General features: G+C 58.0%; 19 protein-coding genes. 8 read left to right on the top strand and 11 right to left on the bottom strand.

Annotation, left to right across the window (positions count from 1 at the left end):
* Positions 1-26: 26 nt before the first annotated feature.
* From ACQY1J_RS18180 to gmd, 3 genes are read right to left on the bottom strand one after another with little or no spacing between them, the layout of a single operon-like run.
* Positions 27-1,190 (bottom strand): DegT/DnrJ/EryC1/StrS family aminotransferase, encoded by a 1,164-nt coding sequence (locus ACQY1J_RS18180; RefSeq protein ID WP_430241022.1) that lies wholly within the window; start codon positions 1,188-1,190, stop codon positions 27-29.
* Complete coding sequence (locus ACQY1J_RS18175) at positions 1,187-2,110, bottom strand: GDP-L-fucose synthase family protein (RefSeq protein ID WP_430250498.1); 924 nt, start codon at positions 2,108-2,110, stop codon at positions 1,187-1,189. Before ACQY1J_RS18175 ends, ACQY1J_RS18180 begins: the two co-directional genes overlap by 4 nt.
* Before the next feature lie 12 nt (positions 2,111-2,122).
* Positions 2,123-3,244, bottom strand: a complete 1,122-nt coding sequence (gene gmd, locus ACQY1J_RS18170) for a GDP-mannose 4,6-dehydratase (protein ID WP_430250497.1) — start codon at positions 3,242-3,244, stop codon at positions 2,123-2,125.
* Positions 3,245-3,726: 482 nt separating this feature from the next.
* Between gmd and ACQY1J_RS18165 the strand changes: the two genes are divergently transcribed.
* Both ACQY1J_RS18165 and ACQY1J_RS18160 read left to right on the top strand, forming a co-directional pair.
* Complete coding sequence (locus ACQY1J_RS18165; protein WP_430250496.1) at positions 3,727-4,680, top strand: glycosyltransferase family 2 protein; 954 nt, start codon at positions 3,727-3,729, stop codon at positions 4,678-4,680.
* Between the two features lie 22 nt (positions 4,681-4,702).
* Positions 4,703-6,208, top strand: a complete 1,506-nt coding sequence (locus ACQY1J_RS18160; protein WP_430250495.1) for a Stealth CR1 domain-containing protein — start codon at positions 4,703-4,705, stop codon at positions 6,206-6,208.
* Between the two features lie 126 nt (positions 6,209-6,334).
* On the opposite strand, the gene ACQY1J_RS18155 is transcribed toward ACQY1J_RS18160, so the two are convergent.
* The 3 genes from ACQY1J_RS18155 to ACQY1J_RS18145 form a co-directional block, all read right to left on the bottom strand.
* Entirely contained in the window at positions 6,335-7,336 is a 1,002-nt protein-coding gene (locus tag ACQY1J_RS18155) for a capsular polysaccharide biosynthesis protein (RefSeq protein ID WP_430243938.1), read from the bottom strand.
* A 166-nt stretch (positions 7,337-7,502) separates the two neighbouring features.
* Positions 7,503-7,667, bottom strand: a complete 165-nt coding sequence (locus tag ACQY1J_RS18150) for a hypothetical protein (RefSeq protein WP_430250494.1) — start codon at positions 7,665-7,667, stop codon at positions 7,503-7,505.
* A 167-nt stretch (positions 7,668-7,834) separates the two neighbouring features.
* Positions 7,835-8,602 carry an ABC transporter permease gene (locus tag ACQY1J_RS18145; protein WP_430241016.1) on the bottom strand — a complete coding sequence of 256 codons (768 nt, stop codon included), beginning with the start codon at positions 8,600-8,602 and terminating at the stop codon, positions 7,835-7,837.
* Between the two features lie 156 nt (positions 8,603-8,758).
* On the opposite strand from ACQY1J_RS18145, the gene ACQY1J_RS18140 reads away from it, so the two are divergent.
* Positions 8,759-10,093 carry an aspartate aminotransferase family protein gene (locus ACQY1J_RS18140; RefSeq protein ID WP_430250493.1) on the top strand — a complete coding sequence of 445 codons (1,335 nt, stop codon included), beginning with the start codon at positions 8,759-8,761 and terminating at the stop codon, positions 10,091-10,093.
* Between the two features lie 94 nt (positions 10,094-10,187).
* Here ACQY1J_RS18140 and ACQY1J_RS18135 read toward each other — a convergent pair whose 3' ends face one another.
* On the bottom strand, positions 10,188-11,774 hold the full coding sequence (locus ACQY1J_RS18135; protein ID WP_430250492.1) for a PQQ-dependent sugar dehydrogenase: 1,587 nt from the start codon (positions 11,772-11,774) through the stop codon (positions 10,188-10,190).
* 3 nt (positions 11,775-11,777) lie between these two features.
* A complete protein-coding gene (locus ACQY1J_RS18130; protein WP_062453848.1) occupies positions 11,778-12,218 on the bottom strand; it encodes a DUF2231 domain-containing protein in 441 nt (146 codons plus the stop codon).
* A 123-nt stretch (positions 12,219-12,341) separates the two neighbouring features.
* On the opposite strand from ACQY1J_RS18130, the gene ACQY1J_RS18125 reads away from it, so the two are divergent.
* Entirely contained in the window at positions 12,342-12,935 is a 594-nt protein-coding gene (locus tag ACQY1J_RS18125; RefSeq protein ID WP_430250491.1) for a DNA-3-methyladenine glycosylase, read from the top strand.
* Positions 12,936-12,945: 10 nt separating this feature from the next.
* Here the strand turns inward: ACQY1J_RS18125 and ACQY1J_RS18120 are convergent, their stop codons facing one another.
* The 3 genes from ACQY1J_RS18120 to bcsN form a co-directional block, all read right to left on the bottom strand.
* Complete coding sequence (locus tag ACQY1J_RS18120) at positions 12,946-15,420, bottom strand: cellulose biosynthesis cyclic di-GMP-binding regulatory protein BcsB (protein WP_430250490.1); 2,475 nt, start codon at positions 15,418-15,420, stop codon at positions 12,946-12,948.
* Positions 15,421-15,425: 5 nt separating this feature from the next.
* On the bottom strand, positions 15,426-17,597 hold the full coding sequence (gene bcsA / locus ACQY1J_RS18115) for a UDP-forming cellulose synthase catalytic subunit (RefSeq protein ID WP_062453845.1): 2,172 nt from the start codon (positions 17,595-17,597) through the stop codon (positions 15,426-15,428).
* Between the two features lie 74 nt (positions 17,598-17,671).
* On the bottom strand, positions 17,672-18,718 hold the full coding sequence (bcsN, locus tag ACQY1J_RS18110; RefSeq protein WP_430250489.1) for a cellulose biosynthesis protein BcsN: 1,047 nt from the start codon (positions 18,716-18,718) through the stop codon (positions 17,672-17,674).
* Positions 18,719-18,960: 242 nt separating this feature from the next.
* On the opposite strand from bcsN, the gene ACQY1J_RS18105 reads away from it, so the two are divergent.
* From ACQY1J_RS18105 to cheY1, 4 genes are all read left to right on the top strand, one after another.
* Positions 18,961-21,354 (top strand): cellulose synthase, encoded by a 2,394-nt coding sequence (locus ACQY1J_RS18105; RefSeq protein WP_430250488.1) that lies wholly within the window; start codon positions 18,961-18,963, stop codon positions 21,352-21,354.
* A 440-nt stretch (positions 21,355-21,794) separates the two neighbouring features.
* A complete protein-coding gene (locus ACQY1J_RS18100; protein ID WP_184654078.1) occupies positions 21,795-23,417 on the top strand; it encodes a globin-coupled sensor protein in 1,623 nt (540 codons plus the stop codon).
* On the top strand, positions 23,417-23,710 hold the full coding sequence (locus ACQY1J_RS18095; protein ID WP_062453840.1) for an STAS domain-containing protein: 294 nt from the start codon (positions 23,417-23,419) through the stop codon (positions 23,708-23,710). The genes ACQY1J_RS18100 and ACQY1J_RS18095 overlap by 1 nt, the downstream gene beginning before the upstream one ends.
* A 2-nt stretch (positions 23,711-23,712) precedes the next feature.
* Complete coding sequence (cheY1, locus tag ACQY1J_RS18090) at positions 23,713-24,078, top strand: chemotaxis response regulator CheY1 (protein ID WP_062453839.1); 366 nt, start codon at positions 23,713-23,715, stop codon at positions 24,076-24,078.

Raw genomic sequence — 24,078 nt, 5'->3', positions numbered from 1 at the left:
AATCACTGTCTCCCGCGTACTGGACCTTAGCTCAGCAACGCCCTCACGGCGTCCAACTTTTCCCTGATATCAACTTGTTGGTTGCCGATAAAGAAACCGTGAGTGTCGATACGCTCGGCAGCCTCAAGGGTTCCTGCAACCGAATAATCAAAATATTTGATCACAGGATTCTTGACAAAGTTACCAGCGACAATAGGCCTGACGTCAACATTGTTGTCCCGAAGCCTCTGAAGGATCTCCATACGAGCAATGTCGGCGTCCTGACGAACAGTCATGGCAAAGCCGAACCAACTGCTGTCTCCGGTCTCCTCTTGAATGTGAAGGAACGGGTGGTTACTGAAAATCTCCTGAAAATGGCGGCCGTTAAGCTTTCGATTTTCGATAAAACTAGGTAGCTTTTTCAGCTGCGCCCTGCCAATAGCCCCGCTCATTTCCAGCGGGCGGACATTGTAGCCGGGGAGCACGAACCTGAACGACTCCTCGAATGCGTCATCACTCTTTTCGCCGGTAACGTGGTTGAATTTCGGCAAGTTCCGCGTCCAGCCATGAGCGCGTAAACTGAGGAGTATGTGGTAGATCTCTTCGTCGTCCGTAACAATGCAGCCGCCTTCCATAGTCGCAATATGATGCGAATAGAACGAGCTGAATGTACCCATAAGTCCAAATGTGCCCGCTTGGCGCCCTTCGAAAGTCGCACCCATTGACTCACAATTATCTTCAAGCACGAGGATGTCTCGGGCTCCAATGATCGCCTTCACCGAAGCGAAATCGTTTGGGTTTCCGAGCAAATTGACAAGGCAAATAGCCTTTGTCCGCTCCGTTATCGCCGCTGACAGCTTTGTTAGATCGAGGTTGAGCGTATGCGGATCAACGTCGACAAATACCAGTTTCAGCCCGTACTGGTGAAAAGGATAGTACGTGGTTGACCACGATACTGCGGGAACGATGATTTCGTCGCCCCTCTCAAATTTCGGGGTCTTCGTAAAGAAGGGGGCGGCAACCATCAGCAGGTTTGCGGTCGACCCCGAACTTACCATTACGGCATGTTTGGAGCCAAAAAATTCTGCGAATTGACGTTCATAGGCCGCAACTTCCGGCCCCATCGAAAACATACGCGAGTCGATAACGCGCTGAATCGCCGAAAATTCTTCGCTGTCCCACGTATCTGTCGCCAGGGCTAGATCGATCATTGCACGGTTCCATTCTTGTAAAAATTGTAGGTTTTCTCGATGCCGCTCTCAAGCGATGTCGTTGCCTTCCAGCCAAATGCCTCGAGTCTAGTAATGTCGACGAGCTTCTGGTTCATCCCTTGAGGCTTTGACAGATCATGAACGAATTCGCCACTGAAGCCCAAGGCCGTCGCGATCGTTCGGTAGTAGTCCATAATACTGTGATCGTACCCGAGACCGACATTCATGTTTTGAGGCAAGTCGGCGAAGCGAGTAATCGCAGCAAATACAAAGTCTGCCAAATCTCCGGCATACATAAATTCCCGGCGGGCTTTGCCGTTACCCCACACGTCTACAATATTTGACTTCGACTCGACAGCCTCGGAGATTTTCCGCACGACCGCAGGTATCATGTGCGATTTGTTCGGATCGAACTTGTCATGTCGGCCGTATAGATTGCAGGGTATGATCGTCTTGTAGAGAAACGAGGGGACTTCCTTGTTGATGTACTCACAAAGGCGAGCACACGTAATTTTGGCGATTGCGTAGCCCTCGTTGGTTGGTTCCAACTCGCCGGACAGGATTGTCTCTTCCCGAAGCGGGTTGGTCGCCATCCGTGGATACATGCATGAGCTACCAATATTGAGCAATCTGGGGATCTCCGCCCGTCTTGCGCCCAACAAGACGTTCATACCCATATTAAGATTGTCGCTAAGAAAGCTGACCGGCGCGGCTATATTGGCTTGGATTCCGCCAACCGTACCTGCCGCGTGAATCACGGCATCTGGCTTGTGCCTCAGCAGATATTCATCAACCGCATCCCCATCCAGCAAGTCGAGTTCCGACCGGCGTGGTGCGAGGATAGTGTGTTGGCTAGCATACGCATGCTCGAGAATATTCCTTCCGACCATTCCTGAGCCGCCGCTGAGAAAAAGTTTCATTGCATTCGACCACTACGTTTCGATTGAAAAAGGCACGGAATGGCCGTGCTTTCTAAGGAAAGCATGACGTTTTGCTACGCCAAGATCGTGGTCAACCATCTCCTTGCACATTTCCTGTGGAGTGATTTCTGGCTTCCAGCCAAGTTCATTTTCGGCCTTGGATGGATCACCAAGCAGGGTCTCTACCTCCGCAGGCCGGAAATATCGCGGGTCGATCTTGACAATGACATCACCCGGCTTAACGCCTGGAACCTCATCGCTATGCAACGCTTGCACAACACCAATCTCGTCTATACCGCTACCCTCAAAGACAAGTTCGATACCGAGCCTAGTTGCGGACCAAAGAATAAACTCCCGGACCGAGTACTGCTTTCCGGTGGCGATCACGTAGTCAGTGGGCTCGTCTTTCTGGAGCATCATCCACTGCATGCGCACGTAGTCTTTGGCATGACCCCAGTCACGCAACGAGTCCAGGTTACCCATGTAAAGGCAGGTTTCGAGGCCTTGGGAAATGTTGGCCAGACCTCGGGTGATTTTCCTGGTGACGAAGGTCTCCCCACGTCGCGGCGACTCGTGGTTGAAGAGGATTCCGTTGCACGCGTACATGCCGTACGCTTCCCGGTAGTTGACCGTAATCCAATAAGAATAAAGTTTCGCAACCGCATACGGCGAGCGAGGGTGGAAAGGAGTTGTTTCCCGCTGCGGGATCTCCTGAACCAAGCCATAAAGCTCTGACGTGGACGCCTGATAGAAACGCGTCTTCTTATCTAAGCCGAGGAATCGGATTGCTTCCAGAAGTCGCAATGTGCCTAATCCGTCAACGTCAGCCGTATATTCAGGGGATTCAAAGCTTACTGCGACATGTGACTGGGCACCGAGATTGTAGACCTCGTCCGGCTCAACTTCCTTTACGATACGTGTAAGATTAGACGTGTCGCTCAGATCGCCGTAATGCAGGTGAAGTTTGAGGCCGGTCTCGTGAGGATCTTGGTAAAGGTGGTCAATGCGCTGTGTATTGAAACTCGAACTGCGACGCTTGATCCCATGGACCTCGTATCCTTTTTCGATTAGCAGTTCGGTAAGGTAGGAGCCGTCCTGGCCAGTCACCCCGGTAATCAATGCTTTTTTTGCCATAGTGGTTAAGCCTTAGGCCTCCTGAGCAGCGTCAACTTGACATTCACTGTAGGACAGGATCGTGCGATCTTGTCAAAATTTTATCGCCTGTAGATATCGGCGCTAACATGAATATGCAAGCTGCTCGACGGCCAACAATTTAGCTATGTCGTGTCGCATTTCGGAGCCGCTCCGTGTTGGTCAAAGGCTGCATACAGCAGCGCGCTGGGATGCCTAGGGAGCAGTGATGCACTAGCTCTTGTTCGGGGCAGTCCCAGAAAGCACGGGGCTATAGGATGTTTCACTCCGGACGAAGCCTGCCATTTAGCTGAGATATACGAGCTACATAGCCCTCAGACAGCAACCGACGAGAGCATTTTCTGCTAAACGGCCTCCAGGCACCAATCTTGCTCGGAGTTGTGCAACCTCCCCCTAGATTCACGGTCATAAAAGTGTCATATCCCTGTCACATGTCTACTATTCAAGACAGGATGAATTCGAACATGATGCGAAAGTTTCGCCGGAATCCTCGCGTTGAGCTCGAGCGCATTCGACCGGCAACCGTCAGTGGTCTGCTGAAGATTTTCTTCAAAGCTTTCGATAAGAGAGGCCGGTTGTCAGACGTGATCGCAGACCCTCAGCTGGTGTACGAAGCATGGTGGCCGTACCGTTTTTTCCGACGTAAGTTCGGTAATTTCAAGGCCGAATACGTGAGTGTCGTGGTCGCGACACGCAATAATGAAGATACGATTAGTGCCTCGTTGACTTCTATCATGGCGCAGTCGTTTAGGAACTTGCAGATTATCGTCGTAGACGACGGAAGCACCGACGCATCGCCTGGCATTATTGCGGAACTATGCGAACGTGACCCGCGCATACGTGTCGTTACCAATGAGATGTCGATCGGTACCGGCGCAAGTCGGAACCTTGGGATGCGGATGGCAACAGGCGCATACCTGACATTTCAGGATGGTGATGATGTCAGTGACCCGACCCGGATCGAGAGACAGGTCATTGAGTTGTTGCGGGATCCGGCGAAAAAAGTTGTGACTTGCAACTACGTCAGGGTTAACTCCAGACGAGAACGACTGGAAGTGAACGAAAAGCGAGTCATGAACTGCATAATTTCAATGATGTTTCCTCGCCAGGATGTCTTGGATAATGTCGGTTTCTTTAGAGAAGCTAATGTGAGTGAAGACTCGGATTTTTTTGAGAGGATAAAGGTGTTTTTCGGAGAAGGTTGCGATACGAATATATTTCGTACTTTGTACGAGGCGCAGTTTCGAGAGGATTCATCATTTTTTTCCAGTTGCGAAAATGTGAAAATTACCGGTCGCAGGGTTCAGTTCGAGAGAAAAAAGTCAGTTGTAGCCGAGTGGGACAGCCTTATGTCGCAACACGAGCAAATGAAACAACGACGAGTCACGCCATATAATATGGCAGGCCAACTAAAGTAGGTCCGCCGGGTAATTCCGCGGCATGAGCGAGTTTGTGATGTTCCAACGCATAACTAGATGGTTTTCTTCGAAAACTAGACGATACGCTGTGCTGCTTAGAGATGAACTGAATCAGCGTTACCCAATCACTCATTTGATGCTTCCGGCTAAACAGGCGGGGAAATGGTCGAGAGTTCTCAGTAATACCGTTGAAGGACGCCCCCCGCAGAGCGTGTCGCAACTGCTGTCTTCAGTCGATCTTGGAATAACCCGTAGTTTCTCTGGGTTGAAATCCGACGTCGATATCAGCGCCTTTTCGTTGCCGTTCTTGATGTCCGCAATGGCCAAAATTGCCGAAGGTGCGGGAGTCCGTATTTTCGTTCATTCCAACGTATCTGGATGGACTCATTTTAACCCGTCAAGGTTTAAAGCTTCGATTCTCAAGCCGGGAAGCAGTGGCAGGATAGAGTTGGCGGTTGTCGACTCCGGTAGCGCGTTGCTTAGTAGGCATTCGATCACGCTGTGGCGGGAGCAGAAAGGCGTGGCGGTAGCAGTCGGTGAGACTACTCCCGTCAAGCGCATACTTGTCGAGAAAAATTGGAATCCACCACAGGCTTCACTTACGCCTTATAAAATTGAAGAGATTGATGCAGTATATACCTGGGTAAACGGTAGCGATCCTGCTTGGCAGGAACTAATTAGGCCATACAGAGGATCCGCTGCTATCGACCCCGATCGATATTCGCACAATGATGAGTTGAAGCATTCGATTCGCTCAATTGAGCTGTTCGCACCGTGGGTCCGGACTATATATATCGTTTCGAATTGCGCTCCTCCGGATTGGTTCACGGAGAGCGACCGGTTTAAATGGGTCTATCACGAAGCGTTGATGCCTGCGGACATTCTGCCAACATTCAATTCTCATGTTATAGAAACATTTCTTCACGAGATTTCCGGCCTCAGTGAGAAATTCATTTATTTCAATGATGATTTCTTTCTGTCTGGGTTTGTAAGACCACAGGATTTCTTCAATGCTTACGGGCAAACTGTTGCCCGTCTTGAGCCGTACGGTGTGTTGCCTTATCTTGAGCAACTAAGTGACGCTGGGCGCGCTGAGGAATGGCAAAATGCTGCCGTCAGTGGAGCGAGATTACTGGACGAAAGAACGGGTATTAAGCCTATTCAGATGCACAGGCACGCTCCCTATGCGTTTACGCGTACAGTGTTCAAGGAGATGATAGACGAATTCGGTGACGAAGCAGCGACAACGCGTGCAGCGCGCTTTCGTACGGCAGACGATATCTCTTTTGCATCGTTCTTCTATCACCACTACGCGCGTTCTAAGGGACTTTGCATCGAGAGCAATGAGCAGTCTTTGATCGTACGCCATACAAATTTCAGCGCTTTTCAGAATAAGAAAATGTATCGCTCGTTGCGCTTTTTCTGCATGAACGATGGCGGTGGCAGTTCAACACACGCTGCGTTCAACAAATTCAAGACGACCTTTCTTGCCTCCTTCTACCCTTTCAAATCTGGCTGCGAGAAGTAGGAGCGAAATCGAAGCGGCGCCGCGGTGAAAAAGCAAATTGGGCAAGGAGCGCAAATTCCGATTTGCATTAATGCAATACAATGAGATAGCGTTCGATATCTGACCTGGCGGAACTAAGTATTTCCCTTATGCCGAGGTGTGCTCCCTCATCTCCGCCAGTAGGTCGATCGCTTCTTCGAAGCTGAGCGGCTTGTTCAGCGCTGGGTGAAAGTACCTGGCGTAGAGAATATAGGCCGCTGCGAATATCTCTTCAAATGATCGTTTTGCTGTCCGCCGTTCGCATTTCTGTCGATCGTCTGTTGCGCCCCAGCCTGCGTAGAATGGCATCCCGACGCATGTGACTGGGATGCCGCGAATAAGCGCCTCGAAGCCTGACAGCGAGGTGATCGTGTAGACATGATCAATGGTTTGAAAGGCATCTGCCAGGGTGATGTCCTGTCTAAGGATCATCGCCAGATCGCTGACATCATTCGGATCGGACTGGTTGGCGCGCGTTCCGTGAAGGACTTCCGGGTGAGGCTTGTAAATGATCTGTGCCTGCGGGTTCTCACCCGCGGCAATCCGCACAAGCTCGTTATTATCGATGACCCGGTCGCAGCCCAATCGGATCGAGGCATCGTCCTCAACCTGACCGACGACAAGGATGCGCTTGCCCTTGGCCTTTGGTCCATAGGCTGCGGCAATATCGGTGTCCGTCGACGTATTGTATTTGGAAAGCCGAGAGGCAATGAGCGTGTCGATCCCCGCCCGGGCCCGGGCCATCAGATCCGGGTCGGCGTCAAAGTCGTACGTATCAATCAGCTGTTCTAGGTCAGAACGCTGGGTCGAATCGAAATACATCCCCCCCCGATCGAAGCACAGAGATAGCGGCGGCGCCTTGGTTGCGCCGAGAGATATGGACCGGATGAACCCGTCTTCGACACGAATGATGGGAATGCTGCGTGATCGACAGAACTGTTCCACGAAAGGTTGGACCTTGTAGCCCCAGACATAGACCTTCGATCCTTTGCGAGCCGCAATTACAGGAGCGATAAAGGCCCTAAACCACGCCTTGCCGACATGCCTGCTCTTTCGGGAAACGGTTTCACCGTGAAGCCAATGCGCCAGTTGATTTTTCCAAGGGATCATCCCGAACACATAGGCACGCGGCTTTAAACCGGCCCAAGCGAAACATGAAACTACCCAACGCAGATATTGGTCGTACATCCCGCATGTCACCGCAATAGTTTGTCCAGGAATGATCCTGACTTGAAAGCGCAGTACTTTAGCATGCCGAGCCGCTTCTTCAACCATCTCACTCGGCGTCGAGCATCCGCAGAAGCTCTCGGATCACATTGAGTGCTTCGTTTAAAACCACGATGACGTCGTCGGACGGCAGAGAATCGTAATTCTCGATCGTATCCGTGATGCGGTCGATCACATCGATGCTGATACCAGCCGCTGAAAACTCATCCTCCATATTTGCTAACCCCTTCGCCTATCGCGAGTGGAGTGTAGCAGAACTTCAGGCTAATGATCGGATATCCCGCGGCAGCCTGCGTTCGCCGCATGCGAACTAAGTGCGGCATCTAATTACCGAGCACAATTCTTCTGGTGAGACGATTTGCAAGGTCAGTCCGCGCTATCTTATCGTTCACGCGCAAACGGAATGAAAGTGAACGCAAGCATGCCAACGAACAACATGCACACGGACCATTCGGCCAGATAGAAGCGATCTACTCCGTCCAACGGGCTCTCTCCGTAAAAGCCTTCCCGGAAAAGGATCACAACATGCGTGAGCGGATTAAGGAGCATATATTCGCGAAACGGCGATGGCAGCAGGCTGGGTACGTAGAACACGCCGGAAAGAAGTAGAAGCGGCTTCGTCACGATCGAATACAGCTTCTCATACAACGAGTACCTCTGAAAAAGCGCTGCATTGAAGAAGGCCATGCCCATCGCTAGCGCCCACGCATAGAAAACTGCTTCCAGTAATGCTTTCCAGTTCAAGGCTAACGCGTGAGGTTCCGTCATGCGAGCACCAGTCAGGATCACCAGCGCCACCAGAAGCGACGTTATGGATTGCAGAATGAAGCGTCCTACGAAAGCGTCGATTGGAGCGACTGTGGGATAGGAAAGAAGTGCTCTGTTCGCGCTGATCGAGGAGGTCAAATACCGGTATGTATCGGAATAGAGTGCGAAAGCGATGAAACCGGTCGCGAAGAACAGCGGAAAGCTGGTACCTAAAGCAGGATGACGCGCAAGGGCTCCGAAGAGGAAGCTCATCAGCACCACGTAGGATACCGGCTCAAGGAGCGCCCAAATATATCCGCCGGGATGCTTTCCATATCGCGTCGCGACCTCACGCAAAGCAAACGACGTCGATACCCTTATATGTGTCTTGAAATACTGCATTACGTCCCCGGCACTGCTTCCCAATTGTCATAGCGCGGAATTTGTGGCGGCAAAATGGATTTCTCGATATCCGCCACCTCTCCCGCCCCCAACACAAAAAGACTTGTTCGCCACCAAAAAATCCGTGACATCTACCCTATCGAACAGGAGGCTTTCATGGATCACGCGAGCAAGACAAACGCGCTCAATCTTGACAATTTCTGGATGCCGTTTACGGCAAACCGCCAGTTCAAGGCGACGCCGCGTCTGCTCGCGCAGGCGGATGGCATGTATTACACCGATGTCGACGGCAACAAGGTTCTCGACGGCACGGCGGGGCTGTGGTGCTGCAATGCCGGCCATGGTCGCAAGAAGATCGCACAGGCCGTCGAACGCCAGCTCACCACCATGGATTTTGCCCCGACCTTCCAAATGGGTCATCCCATCGCGTTCGATTTCGCCACGAAACTGGCGGAGCATGCGCCGGGTGGTGCCGCCGCCAAGCTGGATCGTGTCTTCTTTACCGGTTCCGGTTCCGAATCTGTCGATACCGCGCTCAAAATCGCCATCGCCTATCAGCGGTCGATCGGGCAGGGGACACGAACTCGCTTCATCGGTCGCGAGAAGGGCTATCACGGCGTGGGCTTCGGCGGCATTTCGGTCGGCGGTCTCGTCAACAATCGCCGCGTCTTTCCGCAGATCCCGGCAGACCATATGCGTCACACGCTCGATATCGAGCGCAACGCCTTCTCGAAGGGATTGCCGGCGCATGGCATCGAGCTTGCCGACGATCTCGAACGTCTCGTCGGACTGCACGGGGCGGAAACCATCGCAGCCGTGATCGTGGAGCCGATGTCAGGCTCCGCCGGCGTCATCCTGCCGCCCAAGGGCTATCTCGAAAAGCTGCGCGCAACGGCCACGAAACACGGCATTCTTCTGATTTTCGACGAAGTCATCACCGGCTTTGGCCGTCTCGGCATGCCGTTTGGCACGGATTACTTCGGTGTCGTGCCGGATCTCGTCACCACCGCCAAGGGCATTACCAACGGGACGATCCCGATGGGCGCGGTGTTTGCCAGCCGCACGATCTATGACGGACTGATGGCAGGACCTGAGAACGCGATCGAGCTGTTCCACGGCTATACCTATTCCGGCCACCCGGTCGCTTGCGCCGCCGGTCTCGCGACCATGGAAATCTACGAGGAAGAGGGCCTGTTGACCCGCGCCGCCGGTCTTGCCGGCGAATGGGAGGAGGCCCTGCACTCGCTGAAGGGCCTGCCGCACGTCAGCGACATCAGAAACCTCGGCCTCGTCGGCGCCGTCGAGCTGGCATCGCGCGAAGGCGCTGTGGGCGCACGTGCCTATGATGTCTTCGTCGATTGCTTCCAGAAGGGGCTGCTGGTCCGAGTTACGGGCGACACGATCGCGCTGTCGCCGCCGCTGATCATCGAAAAGGAGCAGATCGGCACCATCGTCTCGATGCTCGGTGATGCGCTCAAGCGCGCGGCATGACGGCGACCTTAAAAAGAAAGTGCAGCCAGTAGGCGTTACCGGCTGCACATGAGTTCGTCTGTCTAACGTCAATAAGCGCGAGACCGTTTCCGGATCAGGGCCTTGCTGCTGGCGCAATGTCGGTTTGCGACGGCTGCAGCGTATCGCTTTTACCGGACACTGGGGCCTGACCGGTCAGCCGCTCTTCTGCAGGGGCGGTTGGTGCGGCGAGTGCCGGTTCCGTGGAGCCGGTCGTCCCGTTGGCCGGAGGACTCACTGCTGCAACCGGTGCCCGATCCGTCTTGTCGGTGGTCGCGGCCTGCTGTGCGGATGCCGTGGTCTGGTCGGTGCCGATCGGCTGCGGAATGACCGTGCCGTCGGCATTGGCGACCCGCCAGACCGTGTTGCCGGAATCGTCGGCAACCAGAAGCGCCCCCGTTCCATCGATCCCGACACCGACAGGTCTGCCGCGCGCCTGATCGTTCTCGATAAAGCCTGTCACGACGTCCTGTGCCTTGCCAACAGGCTTGCCGTTTTCGAAGGGCACATAGACGACCTTGTAGCCGTTGAAGTGATCCCGGTTCCAGCTGCCATGTTCGCCGATGAAGGCACCGCTTGCGAAGGCGGACGGCATGGCGGAATTGGCCGAAAACGTCAGGCCGAGTGCTGCGACATGGCTGGACAGCGCGTAGTCCGGCGCGATCGCCCGTTCGACCATGTCCGGCCGTGGCGGGTGAACGCGAACATCGACATGGTTGCCGTAGTAGCTCCACGGCCAGCCGTAGAAGCCATCTTCCTTCACCGACGTCATGTAGTCCGGCACCAGGTTCGGACCGAGTTCGTCGCGCTCGTTGACGACGGTGTAGAGAACGCCCGTATCAGGGTTGAAGGCAAGACCATTCGGGTTGCGTAGGCCGGATGCAAAGACGCGTGCCGCCCCCGTCTGACGATCGACCTGCCAGATCGCGGCGCGGCCCTTTTCAGCCTCGAGCCCGTTCTCCACGATATTGGAGTTCGAGCCGACCGAGACGTAGAGCATCTTGCCATCGGGGCTGAGCGCCAGATCCTTGGTCCAGTGGTGGTTGATTGGCCCACCAGGAAGCGGGGTCAGCACCTTGGGCGGCGCGGTAATCTCGTTCTGGCCGAGTTCGTATGGGTAGGCGATCACGGCGCTGGCCGAGGCCACGTAGAGCGTATTGTCCACCCAAGCCAGGCCAAACGGCGAATCCAGCTTGGTCAGAAGGTCGTGTCGTTCGTCGACCGTGCCATCGCGATTGGTATCGCGCAGCAGGGTGATGATATTGGTTTCCTTCTCAGCGCCAATATCGCCGTGGGCGATCGACATGATCCAGCCGCGGATGAAATCCTTCGGCCTCGAGGTCGGCTCGCCTGCCGGTGCCTTGGATTGCACGACAAGCACATCGCCGTTCGGAAGCGTGTGGACGGTGCGCGGGCTCGAAAGATCCTTGGCGTAAACGGTAACCTTCAGGCCTTCAGGAACCTTCGGCGTTTCGCCATCCTTCCAGCCGATCACTTCCGCGACTTTCAGGTCGGGGATGAGCGGGTGCGATGGTTCCGGCAGGACAGGATCGGGGCCAATCTGCGAGTTGACGTCGAAGTCATTGCTTTGCGAAAAGGCCGGCAAGGCGGTGCCGAGCGACAGCGAAAGCGCGGAGGCAAAGAGAATGCGGGACGGCTTCATGGATCAGATCCTCCAGGCCAGGCGGGAATACTTGCGGGCGGAAATTGCAGCGGCGAAAACCGAGAGAACGAATGTGACGACAGAAATCGCCAGTCCGTAAGGCACAACGGCCGTCCAGCCGTCGCCGGCGTGAACAAGGCTGTTGAGGAAGGCCAGCGCCAGAATGACGATATAGATGACGATGGTGAGAAATGCCGGGCGCAGCGGCCGCGTTCTTGGACGAAGCATATCCAGCAGGCCAGCGACGATTGCGACGCCACCGAAGACAAGGCCGGCAAACAGAAGCCAGGAGGAAAAGTTCTGCCACATCAGGTGACCATCGCTTAGCCAGAAGGCCAGGTCGGTCCCGAGTGTCAGGGTGAAGCAGACGAAAGGAAAGGGAACGAAGAGGGACTGCAGCGGATAGGCCGCAGAGTCTCTGTTATCGGAAGAAAAAACAGTCATGAAAACGCTCCGGGAGGCAAAGAGCCAGGGAATGGACGCCAACCCGTGACGAGGCCCTTTGTTCCCTTGGCGCTCTCGAGTGGTTAGGTTGGATCATGAACCGCAGAAATGGTGAGGCACGACATGGCACTGGCAGCCGGATTTTTCACGCGGTCCGCGGTGGATGTGGCGCGCGACCTGATCGGCGCTGAATTCGAGCTTTCGGGCGTCGGCGGCGTCATCGTCGAGACCGAGGCCTACCAGCCGGATGATCCGGCATCCCACAGCTTTCGCGGGCCGACGCCCCGCAACCTTGCCATGTTCGGGCCGGCCGGTCATGCCTATGTTTACCGTTCCTACGGCATACACTGGTGCGTGAATTTCGTTTGCACGCCGGGCAGCGCGGTGCTGATCCGGGCCTTGCAGCCCGTGAACGGCATTGCCGAGATGGAACACCGGCGGTGCAGGGCGGAGCCCCTGCTGTTATGCTCGGGCCCCGGACGCGTCTGCCAGGCGCTGGGAATTGGTATCGAGCATGACGGCCTGTCGCTCATGGAAGCGCCTTTCCGGCTTGCTCCGCCGATAACACCGCCCTTGGTGGTCGCGGGACGGCGGATCGGCATCTCGCGTGGTATCGACCAGCCCTGGCGGTTCGGCCTTCAGGGATCGCTGCATGTCAGCCGACGCTTTACCGGTAAGGGAGGGCTGCCGGAGGACCCGACAGCCGCACGGGATTGACCTGCGGTGCCTATTTCCGACCGAGCCGGGTCAGCAGTCCACCGGTTGCCAGCCCCACGAGAATTGCACTCGCGACGAGAAGCAGTCCGTAGGACATGATGTTGTCCGACAGCCAGTTCGTTGCGATCAACCGTGCATTCGAGAGTGAAAAGTTTGCAGTCGGCGTGAAGTGAAACCAGTTGACCGGAACAATCACCGGATCTGCTTCGGAAACATCGTGCACGGACACGCGTCCGTCGAGCTGGTTCCACGCCTCGCGTGCCGAAAAGGCCTCCATCCCGGCAGAAAGCTCATCGCCCGTCGCGCCGATCACCGCCGTCCAGGTGCCGGTCTGGGTCGGATCGTTTTCCTGTGCGATGATCATTCCGGCGGTTTTCGGCGGCACATAGATCGCGTCACCAGCCGGCGCAAACCGCAGCATCGGTGCGGAGAGGTCAAAATTCCGCTTGGCCCAATCCGCCACGGAAGAAAGCTGTCGGCCGAAGAAATTGTTGCCGTTGCGATCCTGCCAGTCCTGGAGCGTCAATGAAGCCCGGTCGGCCGGGACGTGATCGCTGTTCTCACCCCAGCTACCGCGGCTTTTCTGCTCGATGCCGAGATCCGTCAGGATATTGGCTGGAAATTCGGAGATCGCGCCGACAAACAGCGCATTGCGCCCGGCTATACGCGCCGTTGAAATCGTCACCGAGACCGGTATTGCCCGATGTGACGCGGTCGCGATCTTGCCAAGGAAAGTCGCCGCAGATCCGAGGGTCTTTTCATCGATCCGCCCGAGGAACAAAGGAACGGACTCGGTGCCGGTCGAATAGGGAAAGCCGGTGCCGGACGTAGCGCCGAGATTGGGGACGCGGGCGATGCGGGCGAAATCCGGCATCTCGAACTGTGAAGTACCGAAGAGAGCAAACCGCGTGCCTTCATTCGCAGTGGCGCCCGGCGCGCAGGCCTTGTCCGACGCCGTCAGCAGCGCAGCTTCGAGCGTGATCGTGTTGACCCCAGGCTTGAAGTGACGCAGCGTCAGCTTGATCGGCAGGTGGCGCAGAATGGCGCCTCCGTCCGAGGTGATCGGAACGGTTGAGGCAATATTCCCATTGACGAAGACGTCGATGTGACTGCCAGGCAGAACCTCCGACACATAGGCGGCATCCAGCAGGATGCGCGCTTCGCCATAGGCGTTCGCGTAGAAATCCGCCGGAACGCCGATTGTGAACTCGGTACGGTAAAGCCGCCCGGAAAACTCCTCGCTGCTGACCCCAAGAGAATTGAAATCAATCGATTTCTCGGCAAACAGGAATGGCGTATCGATGCCGCGCCAGCTCGAGGTCGCCAGTGTATCGCGGCGCTGGATGCTGCCGCCATCGGTGGAGGCAACGAAACTGTCGATAAGGCCCTGAAGCGCCGGCCAGCTGGGTCCCGACAGAACCAGAGCGGAGGATCCGTGCCCGGGGTAATCGGTAAAGCTTGCAACGGCTGCACTGGAAGCGGCGGCCGCCAGGTTCGGAAGGATCGGTCGAAGTTCGTCCGGTGTCCCCACGAAGACCGCAAGTTCGCCGGGCCTCAGATCGGGTGTGATGGTTTTCTGGAAGGAAAACGACTGGTTTGGCATGCCGCCCACCAGCGATAGTCCCTGCGCAAGCCGCATCAGAACATCCGTCGCGCCCAGCTGGTCGAGCGCCGGCACGATCAAGCGGAACCGCGTCTTTCCGCTGCCGTCGACGCCGACCGCCCTGACATCGTCCAGTCGGTTGAACCGGTCGCTACGCTCGTCGTCGAACGCCAGGAACGTCCGCTTCGGGTCGATGTCGGTCCAGAGTTCGAACGTGGATTCGACCGTGCAGTCGGTGCGGTGACGCTGATTGGCCGCGAACCGTACCATATTGCCGCCCGCCTTCAGAACGCCCGGCGGTATGTCGAGCACCCTTTCGAACGGCTGGTCGGGCGATGCAATCTTGTCGCCATAGATCTCGACGTCGTTGATCGTCACGGAAAGGCGCGAGGCCTCCGGCGCAACGACGATCGAGTTCTGGTACGTGAGGTGCAGCTTTGCACCCGTCGCCGCCTGCTCCTCGGTCAGGTAGACGGACCAGGAACGCTGCTGGACCTCGCCGTTCAGGCGCAGCGACGGGGCAGGGATGAGGTAGCGCCGCGCCGTTTCGGTCGAAGCCTTGGCTGCCGCCTGAGGAGCAGGTGCCGTTACCGGAGAGGGAGAAGCGGTGGCCGCCGGTGCCGGTGTCGCGGGCGTTTTCGGAGCGGCTGGAATGGGCCGTTGAACCTGTGGCACAGGTGCCGGAGCCGGGGTCTGCGGTGAAGGCGGCGCGGTCGGGGTTACACCTTGGCGGGATCGCTCCGGACCCATGTCGAATGGCGATGATGCGGGGGCCGGCGATTGAGCGGGTTGCTGCGCAAGCGACGAGACCGACAGGGCGCCGGTCGATGCCAGCATGGCCGCGACGAAGAGAAGGCGGGGGAAGCGTGTATTGATGATCATGTCGCTCAACCTTCCTTCGTCGTCTGGCTCTTGCCCAGATCCTTCAACAGGTAGCCGAGGCCGCGGGTCGTCTGATAGGCGGCAAGACCCAGGAACCAGATCGTACCGCGCAAGAGGCCCGGGTTGTAACGTCGCGAGGTCTGGAATTGTGTCCACTGGCTCGAATTGGCGAATATGAGATCGGCGATCAAACGGTGATCGGTGGATTTCTGGGGCATGTAGCGGCACCCCGCCGTTGTCACGTCGCCGACCGTATCGAAATTGCGGATTTCGATCGGCAAGTCGCTGATCGGCAGGTCGCTGAACGGCTGGAACCGGAGCACACCCATGGCACCGTTCGCGATGTCCCTGGCGCCTTCCGTATAGATCTGCAGTGCTGCACCATTGACCGAAACATCCTCGATCGTCGCCGTGAACCAGCGGTCGCCGATCCCGAATTCGCAACGCCGGCTGACGCGGATACGGCGGGACGACTGCTTCTCTCCACGTTCGGAAACGACGCCGAGCGCGCAGCCCGCAATGATGATGTTGAGAAGATTCCAGCCCCCAACCACCAGCGTCACGTCCGCCTTGAACGGTTCTGTATAGACCCGGTAGATGCTGATGAAGAACGCAATGACGAGAACGCAGAAGATCACGAAGAACGGCCGGCTGATCTCCGAAAGTCGGCTGACGGACACGGACTCGTCTTTCGCCGTCACCTTGAAGGTCGGCTTGCGCGGATTGAGCATGACCGAAACGACAGCCGGCAGCAGGTGCACGGTCTGGACGTATTCGTAAAGCTCCGAAATCCACGGCCAGCGGAACGAACCGTAGAGGTAGTTCTGCATCAGCATGTTCACGATCATGTAGGTCAGCGAATAGACGAGGAACTCGCCGCCGGAGGAGGTGAAGATCTGCAGATCGAAGAACAGATAAAACAGCGGTGCAAACAGGAAGATCGTCCGCGGGAAGGGAAACAGCCAGAATAGCGTCGAGGACATGTAGCAGAGGCGCTGCGGGAAGGAGAGCCCGCGCTTGAGCGGCGGGAAGCGGAACCGCAGGATCTGCATCATCCCTTGCGCCCAGCGCGAGCGCTGGCCGATGAAGCTGGCGAAGGTCGCCGGCTGCAGGCCGGCAATCAGTGGGCGGTCGACATAGATGCTGTGCCAGCCGAGACCGTGCAGGTCGAGCGCGGTTTCACAGTCTTCCGTGATGCTGACGCCGCTGAAACCGTTGGAGACTTCGAGCGCCTTGCGGTTGAGAACGGCCGCGGAGCCGCAGAAAAAGGCGGCATTCCACTTGTCGAGACCACGCTGGATGATGCCGTAGAACATCTCGTTCTCGCTCGGCATCTTCTCGAATGTGCGCAGGTTGCGCTCGACGGGATCAGGATTGAGGAAGAAGTGCGGTGTCTGCACGAGGAAGAGTTTCGGTTCCTTCTCGAAATAGTGGACGGTTTCCAAGAGGAAGTCGCGCGTCGGGGCGTGATCGGCGTCGAACACGGCAATCAGATCGCCGCTCGAATGGGCAAGCCCGTTGTTGAGATTGCCGGCCTTGGCGTGTTCGTTGCGCTCGCGGGTCAGGTATTTGACGCCGAGGTCTTCGCAAAGCTGGTTGAGGGCCTTGTAGCGCGCATCCGCAGCCCGTGCATCCGCCACGTTGTCGGCGCGGCGCTTCTGCAGCGTGCTGCCGTCATCGAGCAGCCAGACGGTCAACTTGTCGGCCGGGTAATCCATGTTGCGGCAGGCTGCAAGCGTGTTGGCAAGCAGCGTCTCGTCCTCGTTGTAAGACGGCACGAAGACGTCGACGCTCGGAAGCGGTCCTTCCGTGCGGCCATGCGGCTTTCGCGCCGGCAGCGGCATGGCAACGACGAAGAGGCTGAGCGCCAGCATCATCACGCTGTACATCTCGGCCAGGTAGACGAGCATGCCGGGAATGAAGTTCTCCAGCTGGTTCACCGGCGGCAGCGTGCTCGTCGTGCGCCAGTAGACGTAGCGCATCACCATCGCGGTGCCGAAGGCGAGAGCCACGAGACGCCATTTGCCGTCGGCGTTGAGCATCTTGATGATGATCATCACCGTGACGATCAGGACGCTCGCGATCAACTGGGTGCGCGTGTTGATCGGCAAGGTGACCAGGGTCACGATCATGATCGTGGCGAGAACCCACACGATGGCAGAAATAAAAGTACGCATCGCCGGATTACCTTTGCGGTTCGATCGACCGGATTACGGTTGGCAGGATCACGACGGGATTGCCGGCCTGACGCTCAGCGACATACGACATTGGCACCCTCCGCCTGTGTCGAGCAGGAAGGCGAAGGAACAGTGACGCGCGGAGCGGCTGCGGGTGTCAGTGACCTCGGGGACGCAGCAGCGTCCGAGGGTGCTGACGGACTGAGGCCTGCGGGAGAAAAGGCGGAAACGCTGGGGATCCTTGGCCCCACCGGCTGCATGACAGGCTCCATCATGCTGCTGGCAACCGGTGCTACGGCTGGCCGGACCGGCGCGGCAGGGGCTGCGCGGCGGATCATCGGCGCAGCTTGTCGTTGCGGCAGGACCGGAACGATAGCTTCCGTCGAGGCAGGACGCGGGTAGGTGGGAGCGCCGGTTCGTCCGATTTCCGGCGAAAGCGGGCTCGCATCGCCATAGGGATTCCAGCCGAGCGAGTCGACGGAGGCGTTGATAGTGAAATTGTACATGAAGGCGAGAAGCGCCTGCTCCGTCGCGCCGGCCTCGCAGATCCGCACGCGGATCTGGATCGAGCCGTAATTATCGACCGGCGACATCTTCTGCGCCTGCGAGCGGATCTGCTGCCATCCGTAGAGGCAAAGATCGCTGCCCCTGCCGCGTCCGAACGCATAGCCGAACGGGCCATAGCTGTTCTGGACGTAAAATTGCGACCGCAACATCCGTACACCGGGAAACCCGGATGCCATTTCGCGGGCCGTGCCGCTTTGCGAGACCATTTTCGACGTCAGCCGGTTCGAGCTATAGCTGAACGCGCTCTTCGTGCCGAAGAACTGCGCCTTGATGAAGTTCTGGCCGGGCGTGAGTGCGGATGTGAAGAGCGGAATTTCCTGCTCGATGGCGTTGTCGTAGCGCCGCTCGATGACGCCGACGATACCGGGGCCGGATGGCGGGGGCATGACCATGGCTTCTTCCGCCTGCACGGTCTTCACCAGGGCGCCCGGCTGGATCGGAGCTCCGCCGCAACTTGCCAGGACGAGAGGCAGCAATCCTGCGATGGCAATTGCGAAGCTTCGGCGGTCGCTGCGTACGAACCGGCGAACTTCGGCAAATGATCTTTTCGTCATGGGCACTCGCATATAATGGCGCATCTACTGGACAGTCATCGTCCGATCGCTTCCGTCTCGATTTCCGCTTCCACAAAAGTCTACGCAACGAAGCGAATCGCGAGTCTTGCTTACAATTTGCTAAACAAATCTAAATTGTTCGTTAACCATATCAGCTCATTCTTACACATCATGGCGTTCATGCCATTGATACGCCTCGTTGCGGGGCAACAGGTCGGGGTTAGGATCGGGATCGGAAGTCCATGAAGGTTATGATGATCTCATTGACGGTGGTAGGTATCGCCGCTGTTGGATTCTGGAGCCTCGATAGACAATCCTCCAATGTCGACATGACGCAGCTGACCGGCGCCATCAGTCCCGACGCGCCCGCATGGGCAGACGGTATGCAGCCGCGTCCCAAGACCGAGCGGCTTACGGCTCAACTGCTCTCCTCAGACGAACCTTCCGCGCAGTCTCCGGGTGCAGCAGCGCTTGTGATCACGCAAACGCTGCCGAACGGATCCGCCACCGAACCGGCCGATACGCCTTCCCCGGCGCGTTCGGGCATGCCCTTGATCGCACAGTCCCCGGCCGCATCGTCGCCACCACCCTTGCAGCGTCCCGAAAACTTGACGGCGCAGCGCGGCAACACGCCGCCTCCGGTCGTCGTGGATGAAAGCGCCTTGCGATATTTTGCTGCCCGTGGCGACACGGCACGGCTTCAGGCCGAGATCTCGCGCCTGCGCGCGCTCTATCCGACCTGGTCGCCGCCCGCTGATCCGCTGGCTGTGCGCGCAAGCGGTGATCCACAGCTCGAAAACATGTGGCAACTCTATGCACAGTCGCGCTTTGCCGACGTGCGTAAGGCAATCGCCGACCGTCAGACTGCCGAGAGCGGCTGGCAGGCACCGGACGATCTCCTCGACCGGCTAAAGCTTGCCGAGGCACGTGTCAGCCTGACCGGCGCCTCCGACAGCAAGGATTACGACGTCGTCATCCGCATGGCGGCCGAAAACCCGAGCCTTCTCACCTGCAGCGAAATCGACGTCTTGTGGCGGGTGGCGGAAGCCTTTGCCGAGACCGAGCGACAGGGTCGCGCCCGGGATGCCTATCTCTACGTTCTGGACAATTGCGAGGACACCGCCGCGCGTGTCGCCACGGTGCAGAAGGCGAGTGAACTTCTTTCCTCCACCATGCTGGAAGATCTCCTCGCCAAGGAAAAAACTCCCGCCGGTGGTCAGCCGGAATTCGAGGGTCTGAGAAACGATCTCGCGCGCCGCTTTGTCAACGAAGCCGGCGACGATGCGAAACTGGTCGTCGGCCAGCAGTATGTCACGCGTCTCGAACAACTCGCGGAACGCGAGGGGCTCGCCTCGGACGCGCTGCTGCTGGGCTGGTATGCCTATCGCAGAGACAATCTCGGCGGTGCCGAGCGCTGGTTCCGGCGCGCCTATGGCAAGGAAAAGACGGCCTCCGCTGCTGAGGGGCTGGCGCTCACCCTGGTCCGCCAGAAGTCGCCGCTCGAAGCGGAAAACGTTCTCTATCGTTTCCGGGAAAGTTCCGAAGGCACCAAGGCGGCCTATCTTTCCGCCGTCGCCAATCTTCTTGCACTCGATCCTCCGCCCATGCTGCAGGAAGAGGTTCTGGCCCGTATGGCGCCTGTCGTGATCGCCGCCCGCGATGCCGACGCGGCACAACAGTTCGGCTGGTATGCAAGAGCAATGCGGCAGCTTCGCACAGCCGCCGAGTGGTTCGGGGCAGCACTCGCCTGGAAGCCGGATGACGAGCCCTCCGCCTACGGTCTGGCGCTGACCCGCAACGACCTGGGCGACCGGGCCGGTGTAGCTTCTCTCCAGCGTGCCTGGGGCGATCGTTCAGAGCGCATAGCAAATCTCGGCAGACCATCGGTAGCGGGCGTCGACGACCGGACAGGTTACCGTCGCCAACCGCCGCTGCCGAGCGTCAGGCCCGAGGATCGCACTGCAGAAGCCTATTCGCAGCAGGACGGACAACCCTATCAGCAACCGTCGCAACGCAGCGTCCAGCAACCCAACCCGCAGCGTGCCGCTGCAACCCGGCAGCCTGTTGCCGTGCAGCCGTCGGTCCGCCAGGCAACCAGATCCGCTCAGGCAAGCTCCGGGCCGCCGTCTCGCGGTTGTGCTCTGACGGAACTCCGACAGACCAATCCGGACCAGGCGCTATCGCGCGGCTGGTGCCTGATGGATCTGAACAGGCCGCTCGAAGCCGTCAAGGCCTTCGAGGTCGCGCAAAACAGTGCTTCCGACGTGGTCCGCTCTGATGCGTCCTATGGTCGAAGCCTTGCCTATCTGCGGGCAGGCCTGACGGATCAGGCGTCTGTTGCCGCCGCCGCCGCCAAGCAGACCAACTCCCGCGCCGTGGAGCTTCAGAGCGCCATTCTTGCCAATCGCGCCCAAAGCTCCTTCAACCTCGGTCGCTACCGGGAGGCGCTCATCGCGCTCGATCAGCGCGCCCAGATCACGCCGGAACAGACCGATCTGATGATCCTTCGCGGCTACGCCTACCTCAATGTCGGTCGCAAGCCCGATGCGCGAAGAATTTTTCAGGCTCTTGCATCGACCGGAAGCAAGGACGGCCAACGAGCGCTGGCCGAACTGATCTGGCCGCCGGACAATTGAAACACCGCCACAAGCTGAACTTCCAGATAAGATCCATTTGATTTTACTGAAAGTTTTAAAGCTTTTGGTTGAGATGTTCTGCGCCTCTGTTTGTTGTCACTTTTGCGGACAGATCGAGCTATGGCCGGTTTCTGACTTTGCTTGAAAAAGCATTTCACACCGCCCGCGTTAACCTTCGGGCAAGGAATTAACCATACATATTAGATAGACGGCGAATGGGATGTCCCGAGGGTTCCCAACAGGCATGAAGCCGCCAAGCCGTACCGGTCTGAATCCGGTATTTCTCATCGACAGATTACGAAATGCTTCGCGGTATAAGCGTCGCCACCGCAGACAGGCCATGGCCTGTCCCGGCACGCTCCCGCCCGTTTCGGATTTGCCTGGCTGGGCGGCAATACACCAACTCGTCGGGTTGGTCTGACTTTCATGCGGGGACGGTTTTGGTGCAGGACACGCCGACAGAACAGGGGCGACGGAGCCAGGCGGGCAGCCTGAGCGAACGCTTGGCCTTTGCTGGCCTCGACGGGGACCTGCGCGACTTGCTGCGCCGGTGCCGGCCGCAGCTCGAACCTCATCTCAAAGCCGGATTGCGCGACTATTTTCATCGGCTGCAGTCCGTTCCCGAGGCTGCCGGTATCTTCGAAAGCGAACAGCAGATCGAACGCCTGCATGACCTCCAGGCGTCTCACTGGAGCGTGCTCAGCGACGCGCGCTTCGATGCACTGTATGCCGAACGGGTCAAACTCCTCTCCGATACCGAAAGCCGCATGGGTCTTGATCCGCGCTGGCACCTTGCCGGTCATTCGGTGATGCTCGAGCATCTGATCACCGGTGCGGTCGCCGGCATGTCATCGCGCTCCATTCTTCCGGCAAGTCGCAAGCGCGAACAGGAACTCAACGATCTCGTCAGCGCAATCGTGCGTCTCGTCATGGTCGACGCGGAGATCGCGGTGTCGTTGCGCTTCAACGAATTGCGCCTCAAGCACCAGCGTGCCCTGACCGAGCAGCGCCAGGCCGATCAGGCGCAGGCCGTTGAGACGTTCCTCTCCGTGGTTTCAGCGCTGGCCGATCGCGATCTGACCGCAAAGGTTCCGGACGACATGCCGGACGCCTATCGCGAACTCGGCGACATCCTCAACAGCGCCATCGGCGACCTCCGCACGACATTCGAGACCGTCGGCGAAACCGGAATCCAGGCGGACATGCTGACCGACGCTCTTTCCGAGAGCGCACGCACGTTCGCCAGAACTTCCGAGAACCAGTCCGCCCGCTTGCAAAAGTCCGGCGAAACGCTTTCGTCGATCGCTGCCGGTGTCCGCCAGAGTGCCGTCGGCACGGCTGCCGCCGAAAAGGCGACGGCCGCCACACGCCGGTCAGCGGAAGACAGCGGCAAGGTCGTTGGTCAGGCGATCAGCGCCATGGCGGATATCGAAGCGTCAGCCGAAAAGATCGGCCAGATCATCGGCACGATCGACGAGATCGCATTCCAGACCAATCTCCTCGCCCTCAATGCCGGCATCGAAGCCGCCCGCGCCGGCGACAGTGGCCGCGGCTTTGCTGTCGTTGCGCAGGAGGTGAGGGCGCTCGCCCAGCGTTCCGCCGAGGCCGCCCGCGAGATCAAGACGCTCGTCAACGGCACTAAGACGCAGGTCGATGCCGGTGTCGAAATGGTTCACCGCACGCAGGGCGCCATCGATGGCATCGTCCAGCAGGTGTCCGCCATCAACGACACGATTGCGGGCATAGCTCGCGATACCGGGGTCCAGGCGGAAGGCCTCGACGTCGTTACGGCACATGTCAGTGATCTCAGCCAGGAAGTCGCATCCAATGCCGTTCTGGCACGTCGCTCGGGCGAAGGCGCGGACGAATTGCAGACGGTGATCCTGGAGCTTGGACGCACGGTTCGCGAATTCCGGATTGCGCGACAGGGCCGTTACGATGACGACCGCTCAAGACCGGCTGCACGCCGGCCGGAAATTGCCACCGACATCTCCCCGCGGGCCGCGGCGGAACGCATCGGTTCCTCAGAGACATTTTACTCCAAACGACAAGGAATAAGCTGATGGCGGCCAAGAAAGCCGGTCCGGGAAGTTTGAAACTGTCTTCCGTGCTGGACCTCAACGAGGCGTCCGCGCTGCACGCCAAACTGCTGTCCATGCGCGGTAGCGACATCGTCATCGATGCGTCCGGTGTCGAGCGTCTCGGCGTCCAGTGCGTCCAGGTCCTCGTCGCCGGCGCAAACGCCTGGGATGACGACAAGAAGTCCTTTGCCGTCCAAAAGCCTTCCGATGCCTTCGTCAAGACGATGCAGCTCATCGGCCTCGATACACAGAATTTGGTTGCTAAGGAGATTTAGCGATGAAGAAAAAAGTCCTGACCGTGGACGATTCACGGACGATCCGGAACATGCTTCTGGTCACTCTCAACAACGCCGGTTTCGAAACCATCCAGGCTGAAGACGGCATCGAAGGTCTCGAAGTCCTCGAAGGCTGCAACCCCGATGTGATCGTCACCGACATCAACATGCCGCGCCTCGACGGCTTCGGTTTCATCGAAGGCGTTCGCCGCAACGACAAGTACCGCGCCATCCCGATCCTGGTCCTGACCACGGAAAGCGACGCGGAGAAGAAGAACCGCGCCCGCCAGGCCGGTGCCACGGGTTGGATCGTCAAGCCGTTCGATCCCGCCAAACTGATCGATGCCATCGAGCGTGTAACCGCCTGA

The sequence above is a fragment of the Neorhizobium sp. DAR64860/K0K1 genome (assembly GCF_050500205.1).
GTDB classification, from domain to species: Bacteria; Pseudomonadota; Alphaproteobacteria; order Rhizobiales; family Rhizobiaceae; genus Neorhizobium; species Neorhizobium soli.
Note: the sequence above shows the minus strand (reverse complement) of the source record. Positions and strands in the feature narration are given on the sequence as shown.